Genomic DNA, 16551 nt, shown 5'->3' with positions numbered 1-16551 from the left:
GTCAGGCGTGACTGGATGCACGGCGCCGACGCCTCGTCCGTACGTTCCCCACGACCTGCCCCGGCTACGGGTTCACCGGAGCCGGGCAGGTCCGCACCCGCTGCGTCGGGTTGCCGCGCGCCGGCGTCCCGGGGTTGGTCAGGGGCGCCAGCCGTACTGCGACGGGATGCGTACGTCCGCGCCGAGTTCGCGGGCGGCGCGGCGGGCCCAGGTGGGCTCGCGCAGCAGCTGACGGCCGATCAGGACGGCATCCGCCTCGCCGTTGGCGAGGATCTTCTCGGCCTGCTCCGGGTCGGTGATCTCGCCGACCGCCGCCACCGGCATCTCCGTCTCGCGGCGGACCTGGGCGGCGAAGGGCACCTGGTAGTTCGGGCCGACCGGGATGCTCACCCCGGCGGCGTTGCCGCCGGTGGAGACGTCCATCAGGTCCACGCCGTGCTCGGTGAGGATCCGGGCGAGGGCGACGGTCTCCTCCGGCGTCCAGCCGTCCTGCTCCAGCCAGTCGGTGGCGGAGATCCGGAAGAACAGCGGCAGTTCGTCGGGCCATTCCGCGCGTACGGCGTCCACGACCTCGACGGCCAGGCGGACGCGGTTCTCGAACGAGCCGCCGTAGGCGTCCGTGCGGGTGTTGCTGTGCGGGGAGAGGAAGTTGCCGATCAGGTAGCCGTGGGCGCCGTGGATCTCGATCACCTGGAAACCGGCCTGGAGCGCCAGGCGCGCCGAGGCGCGGAATCGGCCGACGACCTCCTGGATCTCCTCGACGGTCAGCTCGCGCGGCACCGCCAGTCCGGTATAGGCGACGGCACTCGGGCCGACCGGCTGCCACCCGTGCTCGTCCGGGCCGACGGCGCGGTCGCCCTCCCAGGGCCGGCTGGTGGACGCCTTGCGGCCGGCGTGGGCGAGCTGGATACCGGGGATGGTGCCCTGCTCCTTGAGGAAGGAGGTGATCCGACGCAGGGCGTCGGCCTGGGTCTCGTTCCACAGTCCCAGGTCGTTGGGGGAGATCCGTCCTTCGGGGGCGACGCCGGTGGCCTCCAGGATGATCAGGCCGGTGCCGCCCGCGGCGCGCGCGCCGTAATGCTGGAAGTGCCAGTCCGTGGGCACGCCCTGCGCCGGGCCCGCGGGGGCCGCGGAGTACATGCACATCGGGGGCATCCACACCCGGTTGGGGATGGTCACGGACCGCAGGGTGTACGGCTCGAACAAGACGCTCACGGAGGTCTCCCGTCGATCGGAAGGTGGGGGGGAGTGCGTCGGTCGCGCGCTGCGGTGGGCACGACCGGCATCTCGTACGATAAATCTCGTAGTACGTCATCTGTCAAATTACGATGACCCTCGTACAAGCATGTGCTGCAATGTGCTGCGAGAGGGTCGCCACCTGCCCGGAGCTGATCCGCCATGTCTCATCCGCAGGCCGAGGCCGCCGCGCGCCGTTCGACGGGGCGGGAGTTGCCGCACCCGGACCGCGACGAGATCCGCCTCACCGCCGTCCTGCACGCCCTCGCCGACCCGATGCGGATGCGCGTCGTCCGCGCGCTGGCCGAGGACGGCGGGGAGCTGTCCTGCACCGACATCGAGTTGCCGGTCACCAAGTCCACCCGCACCCATCACTACCGGGCGCTGCGGGAGAGCGGAGTGCTGCGCCAGGTCTACCGGGGCACCGCCAAGATGAACCGGCTGCGCCGCGAGGACCTGGACGCCCGCTTTCCCGGGCTGCTCGACACGGTCCTCGCCGCCGCGGACAACAGTCCCGAACTCTGACGCGCCGTGCGTCGGCGCGGCGTCTGCCGGATGCCGGTCTACCAGGTTCGGGCCGCCTGCCGGAGGCGGTCGCGGACGCGGTTCACGTCGGGGTTGGCGTCGGTGCCGGGGCGCTGGACCAGGAAGAGGGTGTTCAGCGGCGGCTCCTGCGGCTCGTGGAGGAGGGCGAGGCGGCCGGAGTCCAGGTACTCCTGGCACAGCGAGCGGGGCAGCACGCTGTAGCCGGCGCCCGCGTTGACCGCCGACAGCACCGCGTACAGGTTGGGCACGGTGACGGCCGCGCGGGCGGTGAGCTGCTTGCCGAAGATGCTGCGCCAGTAGCGGCGCACGATCGGCAGGTCCTCGGCGTACGTCACCATCGGGACGTCCCGCAGGGCTGCGCACGGGTCGTCGGCCTCGCCCTGCCCGGCGACGCGCTCCGCCCAGGCGGGGCTCGCGACCAGCAGATACTCCTCGTCGGCGAGTGGCACCGACTCCAGCGCCCGGCCGCGCGGGCGCCGGGTGGCGATCACCAGGTCGTGCCGGCCGGCCCGCATCTCCTCTAGCAGGGGCTCGGGCAGGCCCTGGGTGACGCGGAGCTGGACGCCGTCGGCGACGAGCGGGACCAGGGCGGGCAGTACCCGGACGCAGAGCAGCTCCGACGGTCCGGCCAGATGCACGGGCGCGGCCACCGCGCCGGCATCCTGCAGCGTGGCCAGCGCGTCCAGCGGGCCGGCGATCTGCCCGGCGAGTTCGTGGGCGTAGGGCGTGGGCTCCACCCCGCGGGACAACCGGGTGAACAGGTCGCGCCCGGTCTGCTGCTCCAGGGTGCGGATCTGCGCGGTCACGGTCGGCTGGGACAGCCCGAGCCGCGGCGCCGCCGCCGTGAACGACCCCGAGCGGTACACGGCCAGGAACGTGCGCAGCAGGTTCAGGTCCGCGTGCGGCGGGAGCGGCTTGCCACCGGCCGTCGGGGTTGCGCCGGGAGCCTCGCTCGTGGTCCTGCCCAGGAGCTCGCCCGTGGCGAGCATCTGGTGCTTCATGGCATCCAGCGTAGCGACCGAATCCATCGGGGTTCCGATAGCAGGAATCAGCCTCCCTATTGGCAATCGGATAGGAATCCGGATCGTCGGCGAGGCCTCCGACGGCAGCGAGGTCGAGGCGCTCGTCGAGCACACCCGCCCGGATGTCGTCCTCATGGACATCCGGATGCCGACCGTCGACGGCCTCGCGGCCACCGAGAAGCTGCGCGGCCGCAAGGACACCCCCAGGTCGTGGTCCTCACCACCTTCCACGCCGACGAGCAGGTGCTCCGGGCCCTGCGCGCGGGCGCCGCCGGGTTCGCCCTCAAGGACACCCCGCCCGCCCAGATCCTCGACGCGGTACGACGGGTCGCGGCCGGCGACCCCGTGCTCTCGCCCACCGTCACGCGCCAGCTGATGGAACACGCGGCCGCACACCGGGGTTCGTGCGCCGCACGGAGCATCACACGGAGGACCCCGGCGCGACGCCGGGCGGGGTCCTGAGCGCTCCGGTGGCCTCCGGACCGCCGCGGTGCGGCTCCGCACAGGGGGAGCCGCACCGCGGAAGGCCGGGTTCAGCCCCGCGCGCCGGGAATCTCCGACAGCCGCACCGGGCGCCGCTCGTGCCGCGACAGCTCGCAGGCCTCCGCGATGCGCAGCGCGTGCAGGGCCTCCCGGCCGTCGCACGGGTTGGCGCGTTCGCCGCGGACGACCTCGACGAAGGCGGCGAGCTCGGCCTCGTACGCGGGGCCGAAGCGCTCCAGGAAGCCCATCCACGGCTTGTCGGCGGGCGGCGGCCCGGCCGGTTCCGTGGAGGCGATCGGCGTACGGTCGTCCAGGCCGACGCCGATCTGGTCCAGTTCGCCGGCGAGCTCCATGCGGACGTCGTAGCCCGCGCCGTTCAACCGGGTGGCCGTCGCCGTGGCGAGCGTGCCGTCGTCCAGGGTGAGGACGGCGGCGGCCGTGTCGACGTCGTTCGCCTCGCGGAACATCGCGGGCCCGGCGTCGGAGCCGGTCGCGTACACCTCGACGACGTCGTGGCCCGTGACCCATCGCAGTATGTCGAAGTCGTGGACCAGGCAGTCCCGGTAGAGCCCGCCGGAGAGCGGGAGGTAGTCGGCCGGCGGCGGCGACTGGTCGGACGTCATCGCCCGGACGGTGTGCAGCCGTCCGAGCCGTCCCGACCGGACCGCCTCGCGCGCGGCCGTGTAGCCCGCGTCGAAGCGGCGCTGGAAGCCCAGCTGCAGGACCGTTCCGGCGGCGTCGACCTCGGCGAGCGCGGCCAGCGTGCCCGGCAGATCGAGGGCGATGGGTTTCTCGCAGAACACCGGGAGCCCGGAGCGAGCTGCCCGGCCGATCAGTTCGGCGTGGGCCGAGGTGGCCGCGGTGATGACGATGGCGTCCACGCCCCAGGTGAAGATGTCGTCCACACTGGGCGCCGCCGTCTCGCCCAGGCGGTCCGCGAGCTCTTGAGCCCGCGCGGTGTCCGCGTCCGTCACGATGAGGGAGCCGACCTCGCGGTGACGACTGAGAGCGGTCGCGTGGAAAGTGCCGATACGGCCCGTTCCGATGAGTCCGATGCGCATGGGAACAAACTGAGGGCGGACCAGGCACCATGTCAATGGTTTGTCCGGACAATCGAACTTCAGAACTTCCCGTCAACATCTCACGGAGCTACGCTCGGGCCGTGCCGAAACCAGATGTGGATCCGACCGTGTCGCTCCAGCTCAGCGTCGACCGCAGCAGTCCGGTCCCGCTGTACTTCCAGCTGTCCCAGCAACTGGAGGCCGCGATCGAGCACGGAACCCTGACCCCGGGCAGCCTGCTGGGCAACGAGATCGAGCTCGCCGCACGGCTCGGCCTGTCCCGGCCCACGGTCCGCCAGGCCATCCAGTCCCTCGTCGACAAGGGCCTGCTGGTCCGGCGCCGCGGCGTCGGCACCCAGGTCGTGCACAGCCAGGTCAAGCGCCCGCTGGAACTCAGCAGCCTGTACGACGACCTGGAGGCGGCCGGGCAGCGCCCCGCGACCCGGGTGCTGGTCAACACCGTCGTGCCGGCCTCCGCCGAGGTCGCGGCGGCCCTGGGTGTCGCCGAGGGCAGCGACGTACACCGTGTGGAGCGACTCCGCCTCGCCCACGGCGAACCGATGGCGTACCTCTGCAACCACCTGCCTCCCGGCCTGCTGGAGCTGGACAGCGCCCAGATGGAGGCCACCGGCCTGTACCGGCTGATGCGTGCCGCGGGCATCACCCTGCACAGCGCCCGCCAGTCCGTCGGCGCCCGCGCGGCCACCGCGGAGGAGGGCGAGCGGCTCGGGGAGCCCGCCGGAGCCCCGCTGCTCACCATGCAGCGCACCACCTTCGACGACACCGGCCGTGCCGTCGAGTTCGGCTCCCACACCTATCGCGCCTCGCGCTACTCCTTCGAGTTCCAGCTGCTTGTGCGGCCGTAAAGGCCCGGCGGATCTCAATCGTAAGAATGTTCTGACAAGTCCATTGACTGACGCGCGGACCCGGAGCTAGAACTCCCCTCAGCCGCAACGGGGCGGCGGGAGAGAGGGTGGTCCCACCATGCGTACAGCCCGAACCGCAGCAGCGGTGATAGCCGTCATCGCGCTCGCGGCCGGATGCAGCAGCTCCGGTGGCAAGGACTCCGAGAACAAGGCCGACAGCAGTGAGAGCGGTGGCAAGGCGGCCACCACGCCCCGTCTGAAGATCGCCATGGTGACGCATTCCGGCGAGGGCGACACCTTCTGGGACATCGTCCAGAGCGGCGCGAAGCAGGCGGCCAGTAAGGACAACGTCGACTTCCTGTACTCCAACGACAAGGAAGCCAACGGCCAGGCGCAGCTCGTCCAGGCCGCCATCGACAAGAAGGTCGACGGCATCGTGGTCACCCTGGCGAAGCCCGAGGCCATGAAGGACGTCCTCGCGAAGGCCGCGCAGGCGGGCATCCCGGTCGTCACGATCAACTCCGGCGCCGAGTTCTCGAAGCAGTTCGGGGCGCTGGTGCACTTCGGCCAGGACGAGTCGGTCGCCGGTGAGGCCATCGGTGACGAGCTCAACAAGCGCGGTCTGGAGAAGGCCGTCTGCGTCATCCACGAACAGGGCAACGTCTCGCTGGAGCAGCGCTGCGCGGGCGTGAAGAAGACCTTCCAGGGCTCGGTCGAGAACCTCAACGTCGACGGCACCAACGCCCCCGCCACCCAGTCCTCCATCGAGGCGAAGCTCCAGGCGACCAAGGGCATCGACGCCGTCGTCACGCTGGGCGCCCCGATCGCCGCCGTCGCGGTGCAGGCCAAGACCGACGCGGGCAGCAAGGCAGAGATCGACACCTTCGACCTCAACGCCGAGGTGGTCAAGCGTCTGAAGGCCAAGGAGGTCGGCTTCGCCGTGGACCAGCAGCCCTACCTGCAGGGCTACGAGGCCATCGACGAGCTGTGGCTCTACAAGACCAACGGCAACGTGCTCGGCGGCGGCCAGACCGTCCTCACCGGCCCGGCCATCGTGACGGAGAAGGACGTACCGCAACTCGAGAAGTACACCGCGCGCGGGACCCGCTGATGGGGTGCACCATCCCCGTGTCCGTTGCGTCTGCCTGGGGGGCAAACCCCGGACCCCCGGCCGAGGGTCGGCCGCGGTGCCCGGGACCTGGGCGGCGGCAGCGATCCAGGGTCGGCGATACTTGGGCGTTCGGGGCCGGAGGACATCCGGCCCCCGGGGCCTACCGGAAGGCCCACCGGGCCGGTCCGCGGGCCCTGGCGCACCAAGTAGCACAGCAAGAAGGGCACGGCCTCGTGGCACGGACTCGGACCTGGGTAAGCATCGCGCTCGCAGGGGCGCTGGGGGTGTCCCTCGCGGGATGCAGCAGCACCGGCGGGAAGCGGGCCGAGGATGCCCGTAAGGCGGCGGCGGCCGAGGGCAAGGCCGCGGTGAACACGCCCAACTGGACGTTCGCGATGATCACCCACTCGGGGGACGGCGACACGTTCTGGGACATCGTGCAGAGCGGCGCCGAGCAGGCCGCCGTCAAGGACAACATCAACTTCGTGTACTCGCACAACGCGGAGGCGCAGCAGCAGGCGCAGCTCATCGACGCCGCGGTGGACAAGCAGGTCGACGGCATCATCGTCACGCTGGCCAAGCCGGACGCGATGAAGGCCGCCGTCGCGCGCGCCGAGAAGGCCGGCATCCCGGTGATCACGGTGAACTCCGGCTCCGAGCAGTCCAAGGCGTTCGGAGCGCTCACCCACATCGGGCAGGACGAGACGATCGCCGGTGAGGCGGTCGGCGACGAGCTGAACAAGCGGGGCCGCAAGAAGGCCCTGTGCATCCTGCACGAGCAGGGCAACGTCGGTCACGAGCAGCGCTGCGCGGGCGTCAAGAAGACCTTCGACGGCACCGTGCAGAACCTCTACGTCCAGGGCACCAGCATGCCCGACGTGCAGTCCTCCATCGGCGCCAAGCTGCAGGCCGACAAGTCCATCGACTCGGTCGTCACGCTCGGTGCCCCCTACGCAGACACCGCGGTGAAGGCCAAGAAGGACGCGGGCAGCAGCGCCGAGATCGACACCTTCGACCTGAACGCGAAGGTCGCCGCGGAGCTCAAGGACGGCACGCTGGGCTTCGCCGTCGACCAGCAGCCCTACCTCCAGGGGTACGAGGCCGTGGACCTGCTCTGGCTCTACAAGTACAACGCCGATGTCCTCGGCGGCGGCCAGCCGGTCCTCACCGGACCGCAGATCATCACCAAGGACCAGGCCGCCGCGCTGGAGAAGTACACGAAGCGGGGAACCCGATGACCGCCACCGCACCCGCCCCCGCGCCGTCGCCGGGCACCAAGGCCGACGAGCGCCTCCTGAAGACCTCGCCGCTGCGCAAGCTCATGGGCCGTCCCGAGCTCGGCTCCGTGGTCGGCGCGATCGCGGTCTTCCTCTTCTTCGCGATCTTCGCGGACAGCTTCGTACGGGCCGCGAGCCTGAGCACGGTCCTGTACGCCTCGTCGACGATCGGCATCATGGCCGTACCGGTCGCGCTGCTGATGATCGGCGGCGAGTTCGACCTCTCCGCGGGCGTCATGGTGACCAGCTCCGCGCTGATCTCCTCGATGTTCAGCTACCAGATGACCACGAACGTCTGGGTCGGCATCCTGGTCTCGCTGGTCGTCACGCTGGCGATCGGCGTCTTCAACGGCGTCATGCTGACCCGCACCGACCCACCGAGCTTCATCATCACCCTCGGCACCTTCCTGATGCTGACCGGAATGAACCTCGGCTTCACCAAGCTGATCAGCGAAACGGTCTCCACGAAGTCGATCGCCGACATGGAGGGCTTCTCCTCCGCCAAGGACGTCTTCGCCTCGACGATCACCATCGGCGGCGTCGACTACAAGATCACCATCCTGTGGTGGCTGGCCCTGGTCGTCGTCGCCACCTGGATCCTCCTGCGCACCAAGGTCGGCAACTGGATCTACGCCGTCGGCGGCGGCGAGCAGGCCGCCCGCGCGGTCGGCGTCCCGGTCAACAAGACGAAGATCGGCCTCTATATGGGCGTCGCCTTCGGCGCCTGGGTCTCCGGCCAGCACCTGCTGTTCTCGTTCGACGTCGTGCAGTCCGGCGAGGGCGTCGGCAACGAGCTGATCTACATCATCGCGGCCGTCATCGGCGGCTGTCTGATCACCGGCGGTTACGGCTCCGCGGTCGGCGCGGCGGTCGGCGCGCTGATCTTCGGCATGGTGAGCAAGGGCATCGTGTACGCCGAGTGGAACCCGGACTGGTTCAAGTTCTTCCTGGGAGCGATGCTGCTCCTGGCGACCCTGCTCAACCACTGGGTCCGCAAGCGCGCGGAGGCGACGAAGTGACGAGCGGTGGCGACGAAGTGACGAGTGGAGGCGACGACATGACGACGGACGCGGACAAGGCGACGGACGCGGCCTCCGCGGAACGTACGGCACTCGTCGAGCTCGACGACGTCAGTAAGTACTACGGCAACGTTCGGGCCCTCGAAGGCGTCTCGCTGGTGGTGCACGCCGGGGAGATCTCCTGCGTGCTCGGCGACAACGGCGCGGGCAAGTCCACCCTCATCAAGATCATCGCGGGGCTGCATCGCCACGACGCGGGAACGCTCCGCATCGAGGGCGAGGAAACCCGTCTGTCGTCCCCGAGGGAGGCTCTGGACCGCGGTATCGCCACGGTCTACCAGGACCTCGCCGTCGTCCCGCTGATGCCGGTCTGGCGCAACTTCTTCCTCGGCTCCGAGCCGTCGAAGGGCGTCAGGCCCTTCAAGCGCATGGACGTCGACTTCATGCGCAGGACCACCCACGCGGAGCTTCTGCGCATGGGCATCGACCTGCGTGACGTCGACCAGCCCATCGGCACCCTCTCCGGCGGTGAGCGCCAGTGCGTGGCGATCGCCCGCGCCGTCTACTTCGGCGCCAAGGTCCTCGTCCTCGACGAGCCCACCGCCGCCCTCGGTGTGAAGCAGTCCGGTGTGGTCCTCAAATATGTGGCCGCCGCACGGGACGCCGGACTGGGTGTTGTGTTGATCACCCACAATCCGCACCACGCGTACCTGGTGGGCGACCGTTTCGTCCTCCTGAAGCGCGGCACCATGTCCGGCAGCCACACCCGCGACGAGATCACCCTGGACGAGCTGACCCGCCAGATGGCGGGAGGCAGCGAACTGGACGACCTCAGGCACGAGCTGGAGCGCACTTCGTAGGAGTCTTCGCCGCGAGCCGGAGCGCCCCGACAGGGGCGCGGTGCTGTGACATTTGTGACGTCGCCGCGTGGGCGCGACCAGCCACAACGGACCCGCAGTTCACGCGCGACAGGCACCGCCCCACCGCTCCCGCAGTGCAGCCAGGTGGCGGCGTAAGGCAGAATCGGCCCGATGAGCACCTACCGCGACCTCGCACACCGCGGCTCCGCGCGGGCCACTGTCCTGCGGACCGTCGGGACGCGTGAGCGCCGTTCCCATCTGACGGCGCCCCGCGTACCCACCGTCGGCATCGACATCGGCGGCACCAAGGTGATGGCGGGTGTCGTCGACGCCGACGGCAACATCCTGGAGAAGCTCCGCGCCGAGACGCCGGACAAGTCCAAGAGCCCCAAGGTCGTCGAGGACACCATCGTCGAGCTGGTCCTGGACCTCTCCGACCGGCACGACGTGCACGCGGTCGGCATCGGCGCGGCCGGCTGGGTCGACGCCGACCGCAGCCGCATCCTCTTCGCCCCCCACCTGTCCTGGCGCAACGAACCGCTGCGTGACCGGCTCGCCGGGCGGCTCGCCGTCCCCGTCCTGGTCGACAACGACGCCAACACCGCCGCCTGGGCCGAGTGGCGCTTCGGTGCCGGCCGCGGCGAGGACAACCTCGTCATGATCACGCTCGGCACCGGCATCGGCGGCGCGCTGCTCGAGGACGGCCAGGTCAAGCGCGGCCGGTTCGGCGTGGCCGGCGAGTTCGGCCATATGCAGGTCGTGCCCGGCGGCCACCGCTGCCCCTGCGGCAACCGGGGCTGCTGGGAGCAGTACAGCTCCGGCAACGCGCTGGTGCGCGAGGCCCGCGAACTCGCCGCCGCGGACTCCCCGGTCGCGTACGGGATCATCGAGCGCGTCAAGGGCAACATCCCCGACATCACCGGACCGCTCATCACCGAGCTGGCCCGCGAGGGCGACGCCATGTGCGTCGAGCTGCTCCAGGACATCGGCCAGTGGCTGGGCGTCGGCATCGCCAACCTGGCGGCGGCCCTGGACCCCTCCTGCTTCGTCATCGGCGGCGGCGTCAGCGCCGCTGACGACCTGCTGATCGGCCCGGCGCGCGACGCCTTCCGCCGCCATCTGACGGGCCGCGGCTACCGTCCCGAGGCCCGCATCGCCCGTGCCCAGCTCGGCCCCGAGGCCGGCATGGTGGGCGCCGCCGACCTGGCCCGCCTCGTCGCCCGCCGCTTCCGCCGCGCCAAGCGACGCCGGGTGGAGCGCTACGAGCGGTACGAGCGCTACGCGGAGACGCGCCGTACGACCCAGGGGACGCCGTGACGCCCTCGCTGCCGCTCCAGTCCTCACCCCAGGACGAGCCCGAGCGGCCCTCGGAGGATCCGCGCCGCAAGTTCCGCCGCCGTGCCCTGACGCTGCTGATCATCGTGCTGCTCATCGGCGTCCCGGCGGGCTACCTGGTGATCTCCGCCAACCAGAGCCGCGACAGCGGCAAGGAGAAGGAGAAGAAGTACTCGGCGACCGGCCTCACCTACGGCTGGCCGTCGAAGGTCCAGCGTCGCCTCTACCAGGTGCTGATTCCGCACCCGGCGAACAGGGTCGCGTTCTACGAGACGAACAACTGGAGGAGCAGCCGCCTCTACGCCCAGTTCCAGCTCACCAACGCCGGTCTGGACACCTTCCTCGGCGACCTGGGCACCAACCGGGACGCGCTGAAGGAGAACAACATCACCATCAGCGCCCGCGACCAGAAGGTCACCGGCTGGAAGTTCTCCGTCCCCGGCAAGTGGCGTGGCTTCGTCCGCGAGCAGGAGAACCCGGCGCCCACGCAGGACGTCATCGTGAACCTGGCCAATCCGCAGTACCCGATGGTGTACGTCGTCTCACGCACGGTTCCGTAACGGGGCCGGACCGGTTGTCAGACCCCGCCCGTAGAGTCGAAGACAACTGATTCGACGGAGGGGCGGGAGGTGACCGGGCGCATGGGGGACGGGGCAGTGACGATCGACATGGCTGTGCCGACGCGGCTTGCCGCCGTATTTCTGCCCGCACCGCTGCCGCGTGAGGGCCGCGTCGCCTTCTGGGACCCGGACGGCGAGCCGCTGCAGTCGCCCGAGCCCCTCGGGCAGAGCGAGCTGACGGTCGTACGACGACATGGATCCGGAGCCCGCAGAGGTACCGCTCCCGCGCTGATCCTGCCGCTCGGCGAGGCCCTGCCGCTGCTCGCCGGGGCGCGCCGCGACCCCGCCGCGCATCCCGCGACCGTCTGCTGGGGTGCGGCCGCGCTGCACGCGCTGCGGCTCGTCGCGCGGGGACGACTGCTGCCGGGGCTCACGGCGACGGGCCACGACGCCTGGCGCGCGGGCCCGCTGGACCCGGACGACATCGCCCACCTGCGGGCGGTGGCCGCCGCCCTTCCGTACGAAGGGCATGCCGTCCCGCTCCCCGGCAAGGGCCCCCTCCGGCTGCCCGAACCGGAAGCGCTGATGCGCTCCTTCCTGGACGCGGTCGCCGACACACTGCCGCGCACCCCGGCCGCTCCCCACACCTCCGGAAAACCCTTCGCGGCCAGGGAACCGCAGCGACTGCCCGGTGCCCAGGACTGGGCCGCCGAGGTCGCCGCGGGCATGGACGCGGGCGTCCGGATCTCGCTCCGCCTGGACCTGTCGGCCTACCAGCTCTTCGACGACGGAGAGGAAGCGCACCGTGCGGGCGCGGCCGTCGTCCAGGTGCACAGCCTCGCCGACCCCACGCTCGTCGTCGACGCCGCGGCGCTGTGGGCAGGCACCGCCGACGCCACGTTCGGGCCCCGCGCGCGCGTGGACGCGGCGCTCGCCGTCCGCCGTGCCGCCCGCGTCTGGCCGCCCCTGGACCGCCTGTCCGAACAGGACGTGCCCGACGTACTCGCGCTCTCCGAGGAGGAGCTGTCCGACCTGCTCGGCGTCGCGGCGACCCGCCTCGGCGCGGCCGGAGTGGCCGTCCACTGGCCCCGCGACCTCGCGCAGGACCTGAGCGCGGCCGCCGTGGTGCGCCCCGCGCCCGGGTCGGCCAAGGACGGCACCGGCTTCTTCGAGAGCGAGGAGCTGCTGCAGTTCCGCTGGCAGCTGGCCCTCGGCGGCGACCCGCTCACCGAGGCCGAGATGGACTCACTGGCCGAGGCCCACCGTCCGGTCGTCCGGTTGCGGGACCAGTGGGTCCTCGTCGATCCGGCCCTCGTCCGCAAGGCCCGCAAGCGGGAACTGGGACTGCTCGACCCGGTCGACGCGCTGTCCGTGGCACTCGCCGGCACCGCGGAGGTCGACGGCGAGACGGTCGAGGCGGTACCGGTCGGCGCGCTGGCCGCGCTGCGGGACCGCCTGACGGCCGGCCTGACCCCGGTGGAGCCGCCGCCGGGCCTGCAGGCCCGCCTGAGGGACTACCAACTGCGGGGCCTCGCCTGGCTGGACCTCATGACCTCGCTCGGCCTCGGCGGCTGTCTCGCCGACGACATGGGTCTCGGCAAGACCATCACCGTCATCGCCCTGCATCTGCGCCGGGCCCGCAGCGAGCCCACCCTGGTCGTCTGCCCGGCATCGCTGCTCGGCAACTGGCAGCGGGAGATCACCCGTTTCGCGCCCGGCGTCCCCGTCCGCCGATTCCACGGACCCGACCGCACCCTGGAGGACCTCGACGGCGGCTTCGTCCTCACCACCTACGGCACGATGCGGTCGGCCGCACCGCGGCTCGCCCAGCAGACGTGGGGCATGATCGTCGCGGACGAGGCGCAGCACGTCAAGAACCCCTACTCGGCGACGGCGAAGGCCCTTCGTACCATCCCGTCCCCCGCGCGCGTGGCCCTCACCGGCACCCCCGTGGAGAACAACCTCTCCGAACTCTGGGCCCTGCTGGACTGGACGACCCCCGGCCTGCTCGGCCCCCTCAAGTCCTTCCGCGCCCGGCACGCACGCGCGGTGGAGAACGGCGAGGACGCGGAAGCGGTGGCGCGTCTGGCCCGGCTGATCCGCCCCTTCCTGCTCCGCCGCAAGAAGTCCGATCCCGGGATCGTCCCGGAGCTCCCGCCCAAGACGGAGACGGACCACCCTGTGCCGCTCACCCGTGAGCAGGCCTCGCTGTACGAGGCCGTGGTCCGCGAGTCGATGCTCGCGATCGAGACCTCCGAGGGGATCGCGCGCCGCGGCCTGGTCCTGAAGCTCCTCACCTCCCTCAAGCAGATCTGCAACCACCCGGCGCTGTATCTCAAGGAGGACGCGCGGGCCGCCGCCCACGGACCCTCCGCCCGCTCCGGCAAGCTGGCCCTGCTCGACGAGCTGTTGGACACGCTGCTCGCCGAGGACGGCTCGGCGCTGGTCTTCACCCAGTACGTGGGGATGGCCCGCCTGATCAGCGCGCATCTGACCGCCCGCGCCGTCCCGGTGGAGCTCCTGCACGGCGGTACACCGGTCGCCGACCGGGAACACATGGTGGACCGCTTCCAGAGCGGAGCGACGCCGGTCCTGGTGCTGTCCCTCAAGGCCGCCGGCACCGGCCTGAACCTCACCCGCGCGGGCCACGTCGTCCACTTCGACCGCTGGTGGAACCCGGCCGTCGAGGAGCAGGCCACCGACCGTGCCTACCGCATCGGCCAGACCCAGCCCGTCCAGGTCCACCGCCTCATCACCGAGGGCACGGTGGAGGACCGCATCGCCGAGATGCTCGAAGCGAAGCGGGCGCTGGCCGACGCGATCCTCGGCTCCGGCGAGGCGTCCCTGACCGAACTCACCGACCGCGAGCTGTCGGACCTCGTGTCACTGCGGAGGTCCACGTGAGCGCTCTTGCGGACGAGGAGGGCCGGGCGGCCGGAGGCGAGGAGAGGCCCGCCGCCGAGCCGTCACGCCCGGTGGGCGGGGTGCGCCCCGCCGACGAGGCCCGTCGGGCGCTGCGGGCGGCGCGGGAGCGCGAGACGTGGGGGGCGGCGGCCGAGGCCGAGCCGGGTCCGTCGCCCTCGGCCTCGACCTCGCCGGGTGCGGACGACGCGCGTCCCCGGGAGGCTTCCTCCCCGGGGGCGCGACCGGGCGACGCGGCACGCGAGGCCTTGCGGCGCGGGGCCACGAGGGGGAGCGGAGCGGGCGCCGACACCGATGCGGGTGCGGGCAGCCACGCCGGTGCGGAGGCCGAAGCCGCGCCGGCTCCCGAGTCCGGCGCAGGCGCCGACCCCGGTGCGGTACGACCTCCGGCTCCGACGGCGGCCACCGGGCCGGACCGCTCCGGCGACGGGGCGTCGGGCGGCGCGCGGCCGGGTGACATCGCACGCGAGGCCTTGCGCGCCGCACGGAGCGAAGCGAGGCAGGCGCGGACGGACGCCGAGAACAAGGGGGCCCGGTCCGCACGCAGGTCCGCGAGCCGCGCGCCGACCGATTCCCCGGCTCCGAGGGCGGGTCGGGGAGCCCAGGCCCAGGAGGTACGAGACCTGCTCGCCGGAGCGTTCCAACTGCCCGATGCCACATCACCGCCCGCCGGGCGACCGGCGACAACGGACGCCCGGAAGGGAAGGCACCGCGCGGCACACCCGGACGAGCCGCGTCAGGCGACCCAGGACCCGCGCCCCGGGCACCCCACAAGCACCGCCGACCCGACCCCGAACCACAGCCCCGAACCGTCCGGCGGCGCCCACACGACCCCGGGCTCGCCCCTGCCGGAAGGCATGGACGTGGCGGGCTCGGCTGTGTCATCTGCCCTGTCCGGGGGCGTACGCCGGGCACCCCTTGAGCCGCGCTCGGCGCAGTCCGAGTCGGAGGAGTGGGGCGTACCCTCTGCCGGTGGGGTACGGAAGTCCATGGGATCCCCGGGGCGCGACGGGGAGTTGCGCCGTACGTTCGCGGCCTTCGCGGCGCGGGTGTCGGACGCGACGGCGTTCGCGGAGACGTGGTGGGGGAATGCCTGGGTCGGCGCCCTGGAGAAGGGCGCGCTGGACGCGGCACGGCTGGCGCGGGGGCGGGCGTACGCCGCCAAGGGCCACGTCGACGCCATCACGGTCACCCCGGGGCTGGTGCTGGCGTACGTGCACGGCAGCCGTCCGCGTCCGTATCGCGTACAGATCAGGTTGCGGACGCTGGACGAGGCCGACTGGGACCGCTTCCTCGACGCGGCCGCCGAGCGGCCCGGGCACATCGCGGCGCTGCTCGACAAGGAGATGCCCCGCTCGCTCGCCGACTGCGGAGTCGACCTGCTCCCCGGCCCCGGCGACCTCGCACCACAGTGCAGCTGCCCCGACTCCGGCCACCCCTGCAAACACGCGGCCGCCCTCTGCTACCAGACGGCACGCCTGCTGGACGAAGACCCCTTCGTGCTGCTCCTGCTGCGTGGTCGCGGCGAGCGCGAGCTGCTCGACGCCTTGTCCCGCCGCAATGCGGCCCGCGCGGCCCGCGCCGCCCAGGAACAGGATCCGGCGCCGCTGCCCGGCGTACGCGCGAGTGACGCCCTCGCGCGCCGCACGCTGCCGCCCCTCCCCGCGCCCCTGCCGGTGCCCACGCACCCCGAGCAGCCGCCGACCTATCCGGGCGCGCCGGGCGGCCCGGACCCGTTCGCGCTGGACCAGTTGGCCACGGACGCGGCCGCGCGCGCCCACGCACTGCTGACCACCGGCCGCGACCCGGTCGCGGAGCTGACGCTCTGGCAGGACGCGGTACGCCTCGCCGCGGCCCGCCCCGGTTCCGGACTCACCGCCGCGACCCGCGGCCTCTACTCCTCCCTCGCCTCCGCCGCCGGCCGCACCCCGTCCGACCTGGCGCGTGCGGTCGCCGCCTGGCGGCAGGGCGGATTCGAAGGGCTGACCGTCCTCGAAGAGCCCTGGGACCCACCGGCGGGCCGTTTCGACCGTGCCCGCCCCCTCCTCCTCGCCGCGGACCTCCCGGCCTTCCGCCCCTGGCGCAACCGCCTGACCCACCCCCGAGGCCACGCCCAGCTCCGCCTCGGCCATGACGGCCTCTGGTACGCCTACGAATCAGAACCGGGCCAGGACGACTGGTGGCCCCGAGGCACCCCCGACCTCGACCCCGTCGGTGCGCTGACGGGCCTCGGCGCACCGGGCGATCTCTGAC

The 16551-nt window shown here is 72.0% G+C and carries 13 protein-coding genes and 1 pseudogene; 11 read left to right on the top strand and 3 right to left on the bottom strand.

Going from position 1 to position 16551, the window contains the following annotated elements; all coding sequences use genetic code 11:
* Positions 1 to 138: 138 nt before the first annotated feature.
* Positions 139 to 1215 carry an NADH:flavin oxidoreductase/NADH oxidase gene (locus tag AB0D57_RS15870; RefSeq protein ID WP_362072062.1) on the bottom strand — a complete coding sequence of 359 codons (1077 nt, stop codon included), beginning with the start codon at positions 1213 to 1215 and terminating at the stop codon, positions 139 to 141.
* 183 nt (positions 1216 to 1398) lie between these two features.
* Here AB0D57_RS15870 and AB0D57_RS15865 point away from each other — a divergent pair, with 183 nt between their 5' ends.
* A complete protein-coding gene (locus AB0D57_RS15865) occupies positions 1399 to 1761 on the top strand; it encodes a transcriptional regulator (RefSeq protein WP_362072060.1) in 363 nt (120 codons plus the stop codon).
* Between the two features lie 38 nt (positions 1762 to 1799).
* Here the strand turns inward: AB0D57_RS15865 and AB0D57_RS15860 are convergent, their stop codons facing one another.
* Positions 1800 to 2783: a LysR family transcriptional regulator gene (locus AB0D57_RS15860; protein WP_362072058.1), complete on the bottom strand. Its 984-nt coding sequence runs from the start codon at positions 2781 to 2783 to the stop codon at positions 1800 to 1802.
* On the opposite strand from AB0D57_RS15860, the pseudogene AB0D57_RS15855 reads away from it, so the two are divergent.
* Positions 2782 to 3194, top strand: a pseudogene (locus tag AB0D57_RS15855) (response regulator transcription factor); the annotation flags it as partial. The gene AB0D57_RS15860 and the pseudogene AB0D57_RS15855 overlap by 2 nt on opposite strands.
* Positions 3195 to 3337: 143 nt before the next feature.
* Here the strand turns inward: AB0D57_RS15855 and AB0D57_RS15850 are convergent.
* A complete protein-coding gene (locus AB0D57_RS15850) occupies positions 3338 to 4348 on the bottom strand; it encodes a Gfo/Idh/MocA family oxidoreductase (RefSeq protein ID WP_362072056.1) in 1011 nt (336 codons plus the stop codon).
* Between the two features lie 128 nt (positions 4349 to 4476).
* Between AB0D57_RS15850 and AB0D57_RS15845 the strand changes: the two genes are divergently transcribed.
* From AB0D57_RS15845 to AB0D57_RS15805, 9 genes are all read left to right on the top strand, one after another.
* On the top strand, positions 4477 to 5214 hold the full coding sequence (locus AB0D57_RS15845) for a GntR family transcriptional regulator (protein ID WP_362072176.1): 738 nt from the start codon (positions 4477 to 4479) through the stop codon (positions 5212 to 5214).
* Positions 5215 to 5332: 118 nt separating this feature from the next.
* Positions 5333 to 6325, top strand: a complete 993-nt coding sequence (locus AB0D57_RS15840; protein WP_362072054.1) for a sugar ABC transporter substrate-binding protein — start codon at positions 5333 to 5335, stop codon at positions 6323 to 6325.
* A 233-nt stretch (positions 6326 to 6558) separates the two neighbouring features.
* Positions 6559 to 7563 carry a sugar ABC transporter substrate-binding protein gene (locus AB0D57_RS15835; RefSeq protein ID WP_362072052.1) on the top strand — a complete coding sequence of 335 codons (1005 nt, stop codon included), beginning with the start codon at positions 6559 to 6561 and terminating at the stop codon, positions 7561 to 7563.
* A complete protein-coding gene (locus AB0D57_RS15830) occupies positions 7560 to 8621 on the top strand; it encodes an ABC transporter permease (RefSeq protein WP_362072050.1) in 1062 nt (353 codons plus the stop codon). The genes AB0D57_RS15835 and AB0D57_RS15830 overlap by 4 nt, the downstream gene beginning before the upstream one ends.
* 38 nt (positions 8622 to 8659) lie before the next feature.
* Complete coding sequence (locus AB0D57_RS15825; protein WP_362072048.1) at positions 8660 to 9481, top strand: ATP-binding cassette domain-containing protein; 822 nt, start codon at positions 8660 to 8662, stop codon at positions 9479 to 9481.
* Positions 9482 to 9652: 171 nt separating this feature from the next.
* A complete protein-coding gene (locus tag AB0D57_RS15820; RefSeq protein ID WP_362072046.1) occupies positions 9653 to 10798 on the top strand; it encodes an ROK family glucokinase in 1146 nt (381 codons plus the stop codon).
* Positions 10795 to 11376, top strand: coding sequence for a sugar kinase (locus AB0D57_RS15815; protein WP_362072044.1), 582 nt, complete (start codon positions 10795 to 10797; stop codon positions 11374 to 11376). Before AB0D57_RS15820 ends, AB0D57_RS15815 begins: the two co-directional genes overlap by 4 nt.
* 81 nt (positions 11377 to 11457) lie before the next feature.
* Positions 11458 to 14280 carry a DEAD/DEAH box helicase gene (locus tag AB0D57_RS15810; protein WP_362072042.1) on the top strand — a complete coding sequence of 941 codons (2823 nt, stop codon included), beginning with the start codon at positions 11458 to 11460 and terminating at the stop codon, positions 14278 to 14280.
* Positions 14281 to 14351: 71 nt separating this feature from the next.
* Complete coding sequence (locus AB0D57_RS15805) at positions 14352 to 16550, top strand: SWIM zinc finger family protein (protein WP_362072174.1); 2199 nt, start codon at positions 14352 to 14354, stop codon at positions 16548 to 16550.
* The last annotated feature ends 1 nt before the right edge of the window (position 16551 follow it).

The organism is Streptomyces sp. NPDC048275, assembly GCF_040652275.1.
Taxonomy (GTDB): domain Bacteria; phylum Actinomycetota; class Actinomycetes; order Streptomycetales; family Streptomycetaceae; genus Streptomyces.
Note: the sequence above shows the minus strand (reverse complement) of the source record. Positions and strands in the feature narration are given on the sequence as shown.

What these genes read in the sequence shown, in the direction of transcription:
- AB0D57_RS15865 (WP_362072060.1), top strand. Translation starts at nt 1,399, where the DNA reads ATGTCTCATCCGCAGGCCGAGGCCGCCGCGCGCCGTTCGACGGGGCGG.
- AB0D57_RS15860 (WP_362072058.1), bottom strand. Translation starts at nt 2,783, where the DNA reads ATGAAGCACCAGATGCTCGCCACGGGCGAGCTCCTGGGCAGGACCACG.
- AB0D57_RS15850 (WP_362072056.1), bottom strand. Translation starts at nt 4,348, where the DNA reads ATGCGCATCGGACTCATCGGAACGGGCCGTATCGGCACTTTCCACGCG.
- AB0D57_RS15840 (WP_362072054.1), top strand. Translation starts at nt 5,333, where the DNA reads ATGCGTACAGCCCGAACCGCAGCAGCGGTGATAGCCGTCATCGCGCTC.
- AB0D57_RS15830 (WP_362072050.1), top strand. Translation starts at nt 7,560, where the DNA reads ATGACCGCCACCGCACCCGCCCCCGCGCCGTCGCCGGGCACCAAGGCC.
- AB0D57_RS15825 (WP_362072048.1), top strand. Translation starts at nt 8,660, where the DNA reads ATGACGACGGACGCGGACAAGGCGACGGACGCGGCCTCCGCGGAACGT.
- AB0D57_RS15820 (WP_362072046.1), top strand. Translation starts at nt 9,653, where the DNA reads ATGAGCACCTACCGCGACCTCGCACACCGCGGCTCCGCGCGGGCCACT.
- AB0D57_RS15810 (WP_362072042.1), top strand. Translation starts at nt 11,458, where the DNA reads ATGGGGGACGGGGCAGTGACGATCGACATGGCTGTGCCGACGCGGCTT.